This window comes from Massiliimicrobium timonense (genome assembly GCF_002160865.1).
GTDB lineage: Bacteria > Bacillota_I > Bacilli_A > Erysipelotrichales > Coprobacillaceae > Allocoprobacillus.
Genome location: NZ_NFLJ01000053.1, coordinates 1 through 12608 on the forward strand (window position 1 = coordinate 1; position 12608 = coordinate 12608).

At 26.4% G+C, this 12608-nt stretch carries 12 protein-coding genes and 1 pseudogene; all 13 read left to right on the top strand.

The features are described 5' to 3' along the window. The coding region (locus B5E75_RS14665) for a hypothetical protein (RefSeq protein WP_206413992.1) at positions 1–439 on the top strand (439 nt) is incomplete at its 5' end. A 49-nt stretch (positions 440–488) separates the two neighbouring features. Then, positions 489–1511: a hypothetical protein gene (locus tag B5E75_RS13160; RefSeq protein WP_087360090.1), complete on the top strand. Its 1023-nt coding sequence runs from the start codon at positions 489–491 to the stop codon at positions 1509–1511. Next, on the top strand, positions 1480–2799 hold the full coding sequence (locus tag B5E75_RS13165) for a hypothetical protein (RefSeq protein WP_087360093.1): 1320 nt from the start codon (positions 1480–1482) through the stop codon (positions 2797–2799). The genes B5E75_RS13160 and B5E75_RS13165 overlap by 32 nt, the downstream gene beginning before the upstream one ends. Before the next feature lie 38 nt (positions 2800–2837). Further along, a complete protein-coding gene (locus tag B5E75_RS13170) occupies positions 2838–4004 on the top strand; it encodes a nucleotide sugar dehydrogenase (RefSeq protein ID WP_087360096.1) in 1167 nt (388 codons plus the stop codon). Between the two features lie 59 nt (positions 4005–4063). Beyond that, on the top strand, positions 4064–5461 hold the full coding sequence (locus B5E75_RS13175) for an oligosaccharide flippase family protein (protein WP_087360099.1): 1398 nt from the start codon (positions 4064–4066) through the stop codon (positions 5459–5461). 28 nt (positions 5462–5489) lie between these two features. After that, positions 5490–6530: an acyltransferase gene (locus tag B5E75_RS13180; RefSeq protein ID WP_162607703.1), complete on the top strand. Its 1041-nt coding sequence runs from the start codon at positions 5490–5492 to the stop codon at positions 6528–6530. 266 nt (positions 6531–6796) lie between these two features. Then, a complete protein-coding gene (locus B5E75_RS13185; RefSeq protein ID WP_087360105.1) occupies positions 6797–7300 on the top strand; it encodes a transposase family protein in 504 nt (167 codons plus the stop codon). Positions 7301–7315: 15 nt separating this feature from the next. Continuing rightward, positions 7316–7642 (top strand): annotated as a pseudogene (locus B5E75_RS13190) (transposase); the annotation flags it as partial. Positions 7643–8030: 388 nt separating this feature from the next. Next, a complete protein-coding gene (locus B5E75_RS13195; RefSeq protein ID WP_087360112.1) occupies positions 8031–8789 on the top strand; it encodes a DDE-type integrase/transposase/recombinase in 759 nt (252 codons plus the stop codon). A gap of 127 nt (positions 8790–8916) precedes the next feature. Then, entirely contained in the window at positions 8917–10482 is a 1566-nt protein-coding gene (locus B5E75_RS13200) for a tyrosine-type recombinase/integrase (RefSeq protein ID WP_087360115.1), read from the top strand. Next, entirely contained in the window at positions 10473–11468 is a 996-nt protein-coding gene (locus B5E75_RS13205) for a tyrosine-type recombinase/integrase (protein ID WP_162607704.1), read from the top strand. Before B5E75_RS13200 ends, B5E75_RS13205 begins: the two co-directional genes overlap by 10 nt. Continuing rightward, on the top strand, positions 11455–12270 hold the full coding sequence (locus B5E75_RS13210) for a tyrosine-type recombinase/integrase (RefSeq protein ID WP_206413993.1): 816 nt from the start codon (positions 11455–11457) through the stop codon (positions 12268–12270). The genes B5E75_RS13205 and B5E75_RS13210 overlap by 14 nt, the downstream gene beginning before the upstream one ends. Further along, positions 12207–12491, top strand: a complete 285-nt coding sequence (locus tag B5E75_RS14970) for a tyrosine-type recombinase/integrase (protein ID WP_275086222.1) — start codon at positions 12207–12209, stop codon at positions 12489–12491. The genes B5E75_RS13210 and B5E75_RS14970 overlap by 64 nt, the downstream gene beginning before the upstream one ends. Positions 12492–12608: the final 117 nt, after the last annotated feature.

Below are 12608 nucleotides of genomic sequence, written 5' to 3' on the forward strand. Positions count from 1 at the left end.
AGCTGAAATATTTACTCATGCAAAGGAAATACTTTATTTAAATGAAGCTTTATATAATTATCGTACTTCAAGTGGAATGACTACAAAATTTAATGAAAATTATTATCAGGATTTTTGTTTTGTAAATTCTTATATAAAGAAATATAAATATCTATGGAATATAGATGATTTTGATGAACTATATGCTATTAAATTATTTACTATTACAGGAAGATCGGTTACCCAAAGCAGGTATAACCAAAATATGACATTTATTGATAGAAAAAAATATCTGCAAAAAATCATAAATGATGCTGATTTTAAAAATTATAAATACCTATATAAAAATATAAAAAGTCATTTAAAAGTAAATTATCAGATTTTTAATACACTCTTAATATATAAACAGTATTTAATAATCCATATATTATTAAAGTTGAAAAACATAAATGGACAATGATACTTTTAAAAGAGATAATTTATTTACATTATAGGAGGTTAAAAAATATATGAAGAAGATATATGTAGTTACCTATGCTAATGCTAGTAGTGGCGGAAATGAAAGTTTACATCAATTATGTTCAAAACTTAATAACCTTAATTTAGATGCTTATATTTATTATCTCAATAATCCTAAAGCTGCTATACCATATAAGTTTAAAAGCTATAATATAAAGTCAACACATAATATAGATGATTCAGAAGAAAATATATTAATAGTTCCTGAAATTTCTACTTCATTTCTTTATAAGTTTAATAAAATAAAGAAATGTATATGGTGGCTTTCTCTAGATTTTTACTTACGAACTTTACCAAAATTTACATTTAAAAACTTTGTTAATGATCATAACATCCCTAGGCTATTATATCCTCTAGCTTATCTTTATTTAAAATGTACTGGGGAATTAAATAAGCAATGTTTTGAATTTAGAGAGGATAAAAATCATATATTTCATTTTTATAATTGTGAATATGCAAAACAATATTTAATAAATCATGGTGTAAAAGAAGAAAATACCCTATATCTTTGTGGCCCTATAAATTCTGAATTCTTTAATCAAACTATTGATTTATCTAAAAAAGAAAATATTATATTATATAATCCAAAAAAAGGAATTGAATTTACAAAAAAAATAATACAAAAATTAAAAGATAATGAGATCAATGCACAAATTATAGCTTTAGAGAATATGAATTATCATCAATTAATGATGTTTTATTCAAAGGCTAAAATATATATTGATTTTGGCTTTTTTCCTGGTCCAGAAAGAATACCAAGAGAAGCTGTTACAATGTATTGTAACATAATAACTTCAACTACAGGAAGTGCCAAAAATAATAGTGATGTTCCGATTCCTTATGAGTTTAAAATAGATGCAAAGGATGATAATTTGGATAGAATTGTATTAAAAATTAAAAATATGTTAGTAAATTACAATGATGATATACCAAGATTTGAACAATATAGAAAAAAAGTTATTGATCAAAGGAGATTATTTGATGAGCATATTGAAAAATATTTCATTGGATAATATGAGTTTTAAAATCAATAAATCACAATTATATAAATATGGTGAGCTATTATTTTTTAGTTCAGTTATTCTTGCTTTCATTGATTATATATTGTTTGATTGTACAAATTTTTCTAAAATTATCCCTAATGTCTTTGGAAATATATTAACTATTATAATTTACTTATTATTATTATTAAAGATTATTACCTTCTCCTATTATACAAGTAAAGAGATAAAAATTATATTTCTATTAACAGGCATAGTAATATTATCTTTGCTATGCAGTAAAAACTTCCTTATTCTTAAATTGTTTTTATTTATTATAGGAAATAAAAATATCTCAACAAAAAAATTATTTAATTTAGTAAGAAAATTAATTGTTTTTTCTTTAGTAATTACTATTTGTTGTTCTTTTCTAAATATTATTGAATCACATAATATTTTAAGAGATAACTCTAGTTTTATTAGATATTCTTTGGGTTTTAATCATCCTAATATGCTTTCAATGTTTATACTTCAATTTATATTAATTTCATTATTTTTAGATTATGAGAAGTTTAATGTTAAGTATATGATTTTTTATTTAATAATAATTTTTGTCACTTATTTTATTACTGATAGCAGAACGACATGTATGCTTGGGTTAGGTTGTTATTGTATTTTTCTATTTATTTATTTTTTAAAACTAGATACAGGAAGTTATTTAGATTCAAATAGTAATTTCATAAAAGAATCAACGAAAGGAAAAAATGATTTTATAAAAAATAATTTAGTTCAAAAAACTGTTATAAAAAAATCTTTTCTTTTTTTTAAAAAAATATTTATTTTTTTCCCAGAATTTTTAGGATTTGGATCGCTATTTTTAGGAAAATATTATAATGTCACACTTTCACAGCTTAATAACTTGTTTAGTGGCAGACTTATGTATATCAATGTCTTTCTTAATATGTACGGTATTCATCTATTTGGAACATATGTTCCATATGGTTCTAGTTATATAAATAGTAAAGGAGAATTAGTTCCTTTAATTTTAGATAATGCCTATGCAAACATTACAATTCGCTTTGGATTAATTATTTTAATATTATTGTTAATTGCTTATTCTCTTCTGACTAAGAAATTAATTTCACAAAAACAAATAATAAGTCTTCTAATTGTAAGTGTTTATTTAGTTTTTGGTCTTATGGAAAGTCATTTCATATATATTACAGCAAACTTTAGTTTATTCTTCTTATCTCAAGTTTTGTATGAATCAAATACACCTAGCAATAACGAAAAAATTTTTTCTTTATTATTAAAAATATAAATAAAAATGGTTTATGTACCATAGAATTGGAGGAAATTATGAAAATAGCAGTAGCAGGAACAGGATATGTAGGACTAAGTATCGCTACATTATTATCACAACATCATGAAGTTATAGCATTAGATATTATTGAAGAAAAGGTAAATATGATTAACAATCATATCTCTCCTATTCAAGATAAAGAAATTGAATATTTTTTAAAAAATAAAAATTTAAATCTCAAAGCAACTCTAGATAAAGAAGAAGCTTTTAAGAATGCAAATTTTGTAGTGATTAGTACACCTACAAATTATGATGAAACAAAAAATTATTTTGATACATCTAGCGTAGAAGAAACTATTGAATCAGTTATGAAAATCAATCCAAGTGCAATCATGGTTATAAAATCAACGATACCTGTAGGATTTACTAAATCTATGAAAGAAAAATATGGAATAGATAATTTAATTTTTTCACCTGAATTTCTTAGAGAAGGAAAAGCATTATATGACAATCTTTACCCATCAAGAATTGTTGTTGGTGAAAAGAGTGAGAGAGCAAAAGAATTCGCTCATTTATTAGTAGAAGGTGCTATTAAAGAAAATATACCTGTGTTATTTACAGATAGTACAGAGGCAGAAGCTATTAAGTTATTTGCCAATACATATTTAGCACTGAGAGTCTCATATTTTAACGAATTAGATACATATGCAGAAATGAAAGGATTAAACACAAAAGAAATTATTGATGGAGTCTGTTTAGATCCAAGAATCGGAAATCATTATAATAATCCATCATTTGGATATGGTGGATATTGTTTGCCTAAAGATACAAAGCAATTAAAAGCAAATTATAAGGATGTACCTGAAAATCTAATCAGTGCCATAGTACAATCTAATACAACAAGAAAAGATCATATTGCCCAAGAAATATTAAATAGAAAACCAAATATTGTTGGAATCTATAGATTAACAATGAAAAGTGGATCAGACAATTTTAGAGCAAGTGCAATTCAAGGGATTATGAAAAGAATAAAGGCTAAGGGAATTGAAGTTGTGGTTTATGAACCAACATTAAAAGAAGAAACATTCTTTAATAGTAGAGTGATTAAAAATTTAGATGAATTCAAGAGAATCAGTGATGTTATTGTGGTAAACAGAGTTAATAAAGAATTAAGTGATGTAGAAGAAAAAATATATACAAGAGATCTATATGAAAGGGATTAATATAAAATCTTACCTTTATTATAAATAATTAATCATAACAGAAAGGAGTACTTATTTGAATGGGAAGTAGTATTAAAAAAAATTTTTTGTACAATGCTTTTTATAATATACTTACATTGATTTTACCTTTAATAACTGCTCCATATATTTCAAGAGTAATGGGACCGGAAAGAATAGGTGAATATTCTTATGCTTATTCAATTGCTTCTTATTTTGGCCTATTTATATTATTAGGGTTAAACAACTATGGAAATCGAACAATTGCAAGTATAAAAGATGATTTAGATAAATTAAATAAATCGTTTTGGAGTATCTATTTCATGCAATTCATTGCTTCAATATTAGTAATTGCAATTTATTTGATATATGCAATGTTTTTTGCAGAAAATAGTTTAATGGCCTTCATACAAACAATTTATATTATATCTGTAGCTTTAGATATTAATTGGTTTTTCTTTGGACTTGAACAATTTAAATTAACTGTTACTAGAAATACAGTAATAAAAATAATAACAGTTCTAAGTATTTTCATATTTGTCAAACAACCTAGCGATTTATATAAGTATGCTTTAATTATGGTTTTAGGCCCTTTGGGGAGTCAATTGTTTTTATGGACTATTTTAAGAAAATATATAAAATTTGTAAAAGTAGGGGTTAAAGATATTATTCAACATATCAAACCAAACTTAATATTATTTATACCTGTAATTGCAATCAGTTTATATACAATTATGTCAAAAATCATCTTAGGAAATATGAGCAATATGACAGAAGTAGGTTATTTTGAAAGTGCAAATAAAATTACTCAAATTCCTGCAATGGCTGTAACTTCCTTAGGAACAGTTATGTTACCTAGAGTATCAAATTTGGTGGCTAATGGTAAAAATCAAGAAAGCTTAAAATATTTACAAAAATCTCTAGTTCTTTCTGTATTCCTTTCAACATCTATGGCTTTTGGACTAAGTGCAATTAGTAAAGAATTTGTGCCATTTTTCTATGGTGGTGGATATGAAAAGTGTATAATTATTATTCCTATTTTAGTAATTTCTTCAATTTTTATGTCGTGGGCAAATGTTATTAGAACACAATATTTAATTCCATATAAAAAAGATCATATATATATTCAATCTGTTTTCTTAGGTGCATTCATCAATATTTTATTGAATATATTACTAATCCCATATTTTCAATCAATAGGCTCATCAATTGCAACACTTTGTACTGAAGCTTCTGTTTGTATATATCAAACAATAAAAGTAAGAGATAGAGTAAATATAAGATTATATGTTTCACAATCATTTCCATTCCTTGTTATTGCACTCATAATGTACTTTATTGTTATATATATACCGTTTATTACTAATTTTTTAATAACAATTATTATAAAAGTGATTATTGGTGCTGCAGTTTATTTAATATTGTCTGTTTTATACTATAAGAAATTAAAGATTGATTAAATATGTATAAAAAGGGGAGAAAATTATTGTGACTAATAATAAAAAAATTCATATTGAATGTTTAAGAATTTTAGCAATATTTTTTGTTATTTTTAATCATACAGGAACAACTGGATTTCAATACTATACCACTTTAAATTTTTCTATGAAGTATATTCTATGTTCATCATTATCTGTTTTATGTACGGTTGCTGTTCCTTTATTTTTTATGATTTCAGGTGCACTTCTATTAAAAAAAGATGAATCATTTAAAAAAATACTAAAACGTATCACTAGAATATTTTTTGTATTAGTTTTAACTTCGTTATTTTATTATATTATATCTGCCGATAATTTTAATCAATTAAGTATTATAGATTTTATTAGGATTATTTATACTGATACAATGACTACTCCTTTATGGTACTTATATGCATATTTAGCATTCTTATTTACTTTACCATTTTTAAGACTGATTGCTAGAAATATGAAAGATAATGATTTTAAATATTTAATTATTCTTTCATTATTATTTTTTGTTGGAAGGTCTGTTATCGCTGGTCTTACAGGATATTGGCTAAACAAAAATTTTTCCATATTATTTATTGAGTCAACAATTTATTATCCACTTATAGGATACTATGTTGAACATCGTCTAGATATAAAAAAATTCAAAAAAATTCATATGATTCTTATTTTTATTTTATTAATTATTAATATTTTTGTTGGCTCTTTATTTAATTATTTGCAAATTTTGAGAAGTACTAATTCATTGGACCAAACTTTTTTGTCTAGTTTTAATAGCATAAATGCAATAATAGTATATATTTTTATTAAGTTTATTTTAAACAAAGTTGAAATATCAATATTTTTAAAAAAGATAGTCAATTTAGTAGGGGGATGCACATTTGGTATCTATTTAATTGAAGAATTTCTTAGATCTAAATTATATTGGAGATTTTATAATTTTATAAATATAATATTTGGAAATATGATAACATCTATTTTATCTGTAATATGCTGTATATTTATAGGAACATTGTTTATATTTTTATTGAAAAAGTTACCAGTTATTAAAAATCTACTGTAATGTAAATTACTATTTCATTTGTTTGATGATGTCATCAAATAAGTAAAATGGTATCATCTTTTTAGTGAAATATTCAACCAAAATATATCTTCTAAAATTTATAGAAAGAAAAAGATAAAATCTTCCCCAACAAAGTTGAGATATATCTCAGATATTCACAAAATTTGTATATGATGGGTGGCGAGGGTTCATCCTCATATTTGTGTATATATTGTAGAATATAATTTGATTAAGGTGTATACTACTAGTAGATAGGAAGTGAAATTATGATTTCTTGTAGCACTGCTGATATTCTACACCTTTCCTCTTTTTATCCAAAGGATTCTAAGATAGTTAAAATTGTTGAAGATAATAATCAAGTTAATATTTATTTAAAATCTCAAACTCATGTGCAAATTTGCCCTAAGTGTGGTCATGATTCTAATAAGTATCACAGTACTTATCGTAGAAAATTACAAGATCTACCAATCTTTGGAAAGTCTGTCTATATTTATTTGACTGGATATCAATATCAATGTGAAAATGATGACTGTGATCAAAGTGTTTTTTATGAGGATTTAAATGGTTTTACTGGACATTATAAGAGAATGACCAGGAGGCTAGAGGATTTCTTAGTTACTCTTGCATTAAATACCATTTGCGAAGGTGCAGCTAGAATAGCAAAACTCATTGGAATAAAAACAAGTGGTGACACCATTATTAGAATTTTGTTAGAACGTGCTTCTCATGTAAATAAGATGAATACTGATTTTATTGGTGTAGATGATTAGGCATATAAAAAAGGAAGTACATATGGAACAATTATAGTTGACGGTCATACGCATCAGCCAATAGAATTATTAAATGAGCGAGATGGAAAAGAGTTAAAAGATTGGTTGAAAGAAAATAAGCAAATTAAAACAGTTACAAGAGATCGTGCTTCTGCTTATGCAAGAGCCATTCAAAAGATATTGCCAAAAGCCATGCAGGTAGCAGATAGATTTTACTTACATCAAAATTTTTTTGAATGTATTCAAAAAGTCATACAACAAAACATACCAGATAAAATTAAAATTGAAGATGAAATAATAAATGAAGAGAAGCCAATGGATCAATCTGATATAAAAAAATGAAAAAATCGAGAGTAAAATCCGATTAATAAATGAAATACAGACATATTATAAAAAAGGAGTTTTCCAAAGAAAATTAGCAAAGATGTTTCATGTTTCCCGACATACGGTCTCTAAATACATTGAAGGTGATGCAGAAAAACTTGCATCACCTGATAAAATAGATAAGATAAATTTTGATACAAATAGAAATGAAATAATTGAGCTTTTAAAAAAGTATATCGTATATTGAATATTTCACTTTAAAAATCGAATAGTGTTACTTGTTTGATGTCGTCATCACACCAGTGTGATGACGATTTTTCTTTTATTTTTGTTTTTCCTTTCTACAATAGAATTGTAAGGAGTCCCACCTTACATCTATATTGCATGAAAGGAGGTCATTTTTATCATGGCAAAGGAAAAAGAAATTTTAAGACTTCGATCGTTAGGAATGTCTCAAAAGGCTATCATGTCTGTCGTTCATTGTGCAAGCAGAAAAATAAAATCCACCTATGAAAAGGCTGATGAACTTTCTATAACATATGAACTTATTAAAGATAAAACTGACGATGAAATTGAAGAAATATTTGGGAACAAGAAGGAGGTGATTTATTATCATGAAAGACCAGATTATGATTATGTTCATAAGGAACTATTAAAGCCTGGTGTCACTGTTATGCTTCTATGGGAAGAATATGTTGAAAGATGCAAGCTTGAGAATAAACCGTTTCTTAAATATACTCAGCTCACAAAACTTTACAAGAAACATGTTGAGAAGAATAATCTAACAATGCATATTGGACAAAAACCGGGTGAAAAGGTTGAAGTCGATTTTGCAGGACAGACTCTACCAATCTATGATCTGTCACGAAGACAAATCATATCCAAAGCTTATCTTTTCGTTGCAGTGCTTCCTTTTAGTCAATATATTTATTGTGAAGCAACCGACAACATGAAACAGGAAAGCTGGATTAATCTTCATATCAACATGTTAAGATTCTTTGGTGGAGTTCCATTGATGATTGTCCCTGACAATTTAAAAACAGGTATCATATCTCATAAAAAATATGAAGATATCATCATTAATAAAGCATATCAAGAAATGGCAGAATACTATGATACTGTCATTATACCTGCTAGAGTTAAGAAGCCAAAAGATTATCTCTAAAAAAAGATTATCTTCAAAATAGAGAAGATAACCTCTTATTTAGGATGTTTTTTGTTTTATTTTTGAAGATAATGTTTTTTCTTATGTTATGCTATTCTTGTCTAAATGAACAGAAAGGATGACATAAATGAACGAACTAGAGAACATTATGAAAACTTGTTTTGAATTGAATCAAAAAAGTAATAATCTTTGTGAGACGACTATTTTGAGACATCATTGGTATTTGAAGAGTTTTTTAAAATTTGGATCATGCAATGGATTTACAAGGCCTTGTCAAAAGTTATATAATGATTTTATTTTAGCCGGTTCTAATGGCTATGATGCCATTTTAAATCGAAAATGGGTTGTTAAACTTGTTGATGAAGTTGCCTCTACTAACGCTCTTGATCAAGATGGATATTTATTAAATTTGCCAAATCTTTATACATATGAAGAAGTTACCGCTTATTTTAAAAATTTTACGTTTCCTTTAGACGACAGTGCAGATAATTTGTATTTAATCAGTTATACTTTATATAATATTAAGAATGAAGATACTACCCAATCAACATATGGTCAGTATAAAAAAGCTTATCTTTATATTTATTCATGGTTAATTTCTCATAAGAATTTTACTTATGATGAAGAAGTTTTAAACAGTTTTTTAAAAGATAACCAATTAAAGTTTGATACTGGTTTATTGAAAAAATGGGTTTATAAGATACGAAAAAGAGCTTTAAATATTCTTATCGAAGTAGCCAATAGCGGTACATATCATTGGCACATATTTAAGTCAAGTAAAATTATATTGGATGAAGATTTACAGATTATTATACAGGATTATATGTTATCTATGAACAATAATAATATGGCATTAGATACAGTGAATCTCTATTACTATGTCTTCAAAAAAATGATGATCTATCTGAATGTAAAGAAATCAGATGATTTATTATTAATAATCGAAAATGACATAGAAATGTTATGTGAAAAAGTAATAAAAGAGTTTACCCAATCATCCCTTAAAACCATCTATCCTATAGTCAAAAAAATATTGTTATACCTTTATAATCAAGGATACATGATTAAAAATTTTTCGGCTATGATACAAAAACCACTATATCTAAAATCTTTCAATCCTTCAATAATTTCAAAAGATGACGAATTGAAATTGATCGCTTATTTGGATAAGATTTCGTATCGAGATCAAGCCATCATGTTACTAGCTATCAGATACGGCTTAAGAGATTCTGATATTTGTAATTTGAAATTTGATGAAATTGATTGGTATCGAGATCAAATTAAAATTACTCAGACAAAAACAAATGTTTATCTCACACTTCCTTTGCTGGATGATGTTGGAAACGCTATTTTCAATTATTTGGAAAACGAACGCCCCGAATGTAATACACCTTATATTTTCATAAGAAAACAGAAACCCTATCACAAAATTAAGAGTGCCTATAATCTATGCTCACGAATTTTTGAAAAGTTAAATATTACGCCTTTAAATGGTAAGGGGAAAGGGACACATGTCTTCAGGTATTCTTTAGTAAAAAGGTTATTAGACATGGAAGTACCTTATCAAATTATAACGGATAGCCTAGGTCACGTTAATAAAGATTCAGATAAATATTATTACTCACTGGATTCTGAAAAATTAAGAAGTTGCTGCTTAGACGCTAGATGGATTGGAATCAAATCATGGATGTAAAAATTCGAAGCTACCAATATCATTCTAAAATGAGTCAATTAATACAATCGTTTATTAATCAAAAGTGCAATTCTGGCTATCCTTATAATTCATCTGCACAGATTTTAAGCTGTTTTGATAAAATGCTCGTTGATAACTTTCCAGAGGCAACTACCATTACACCAGAAATAATAAATGCTTGGGTAAACTATAAGCCTAACGAACACCAAAACAGTTTACTCCGAAGGATATCGCCTATAAGGCAACTTTCAAAATATATATCAGGACTAGGCATTGATTGTTTTGTGGTTCCCGGTCATATTCCACAAAAACAAATCAAATATGAGGCTCATATTTATACTAAAGAAGAACTAATTTCTTTCTTTAAAATAGTCGATAATTTATCCGATTCAAAGGGTTCTCCTTATAAAAAATATGTTGCTCCAGTTATTTTCAGACTTTATTATTTATGTGGGATGCGACTTTCAGAAGCCATCAATTTAAAATTAGAAGATGTTAATTTTAATGCTGGGTATCTCCTAGTTCAAGAGGCAAAAGGTTGGAAAGAACGAAAGGTTTACTTAAGTGATGAGTTGATTTCTATGCTTAAAGAATATAATCAGATAATTTCATTCCTATTGCCAGAAAGAAAGTATTTTTTTCCCACAAACACTGGTGATAAAAAAATAGGTAAGGCAACGATTGACAATTGGTTTCGTGAAATAAGCGTAATTGCTTTTAAAGATATACCGTTGGTTGGTAATAAAAGAAGAATACATGATTTTAGGCATACTTTTGCTACTGAACGCCTTTCAAGATGGGTTGAAGATGGCATTGATATTAATCAAATGTATCCTTTTTTCTCCAGATATTTAGGCCATACTCATTATGCAGATACAGATTATTATATCCAATTAGTTCCAGCCTTTTATTCGACTTTCAATAGTTTAATGACAGATACAAATAACACAGTTTTACCTGAGGTGAGCGATGATGACAAAGAATAATATTTCATTTCATGATTGGCTAAGTGAATATCTTAAAATTTATTTAATAAAAAAAAGACATTACTCTGAAAAAACATTAAAAGCGTATAAACAAGCATTTAACCAAATAAGAATTTATTTTGATACTACCCTTAATATTAAATTTGTTAATATGAATTTTGATAATTTCAATAAAGATAATATTTATAGTTTTCTAGCCTACTTAAAGAACGAGAAAGGCTGTTCAATAAATACAATTAATCTTAGATTATCTGCGTTTAAGTCTTTTTTAAAGTATTGCGCGGAAGAAGATATAGAATTATACAACTATTATGTGAAAGTTAAAAGTATTCACCGATTTAAAGGCGGAAAAAATAATAAACTAGAGTATTTGACGACAGATCAAGTTAAGCTATTGTTGAATGAGCCAGATACAAAATTAAGAATAGGAAAAAGAAATCAATTTTTAATGATCATGTTGTATGAAACTGGAATACGTTTAGATGAACTATTAAATTTAAAATTAAATGATATATATAGGTTTGATAATCGAATTGAGATTAGAGTTTTAGGTAAAGGCAACAAAGTCAAAAGAATCCCTATACTAGAAGGAGTTGTTGTTCACCTTGACAATTATTTGAAACAGTTTCATGATAATTCAAAAGCGGATGAATATTTGTTTTACACAAAACATCAAAATCTTAAAACTAAAATGTGTCCAGGAACAGTTGATGCAATATTAAAAAATATGCGAGACAAATTCATGAAAAAACGCCAGATTTTCCACTCAACTTACACGCACATATGCTTAGACATTCAATAGCTATGGCAATGTACAAAAATGGAGTACCTATGTCCTATATAAAAGATTTTCTAGGGCATTCAAATATAATGACAACCTCTATATACGCATATGCTGATGATGAAGACATAAGAAAAGCACTAGAAGCAGTCAAAGATAATTTTCCATCAAATCCTAATAGAAAAGAAAAAAAGTGGAAAGGAAAAGAAGCGGATTTATTAAAATATTGTGGTTTGGAGTAAAAACATTATCTTCAAAAATAAAACAAAAAACATCCTAAATAAGAGGTTATCTTCTCTATTTTGAAGATAATCTTTTTTTAGAGATAATGCTTAGGTTTTCTGACTTGTGCAGGCATA

What these genes read in the sequence shown, in the direction of transcription:
- B5E75_RS13160 (WP_087360090.1), top strand. Translation starts at nt 489, where the DNA reads ATGAAGAAGATATATGTAGTTACCTATGCTAATGCTAGTAGTGGCGGA.
- B5E75_RS13165 (WP_087360093.1), top strand. Translation starts at nt 1,480, where the DNA reads ATGAGCATATTGAAAAATATTTCATTGGATAATATGAGTTTTAAAATC.
- B5E75_RS13170 (WP_087360096.1), top strand. Translation starts at nt 2,838, where the DNA reads ATGAAAATAGCAGTAGCAGGAACAGGATATGTAGGACTAAGTATCGCT.
- B5E75_RS13175 (WP_087360099.1), top strand. Translation starts at nt 4,064, where the DNA reads ATGGGAAGTAGTATTAAAAAAAATTTTTTGTACAATGCTTTTTATAAT.
- B5E75_RS13185 (WP_087360105.1), top strand. Translation starts at nt 6,797, where the DNA reads ATGATTTCTTGTAGCACTGCTGATATTCTACACCTTTCCTCTTTTTAT.
- B5E75_RS13195 (WP_087360112.1), top strand. Translation starts at nt 8,031, where the DNA reads ATGGCAAAGGAAAAAGAAATTTTAAGACTTCGATCGTTAGGAATGTCT.
- B5E75_RS13200 (WP_087360115.1), top strand. Translation starts at nt 8,917, where the DNA reads ATGAACGAACTAGAGAACATTATGAAAACTTGTTTTGAATTGAATCAA.
- B5E75_RS13205 (WP_162607704.1), top strand. Translation starts at nt 10,473, where the DNA reads ATGGATGTAAAAATTCGAAGCTACCAATATCATTCTAAAATGAGTCAA.
- B5E75_RS13210 (WP_206413993.1), top strand. Translation starts at nt 11,455, where the DNA reads ATGACAAAGAATAATATTTCATTTCATGATTGGCTAAGTGAATATCTT.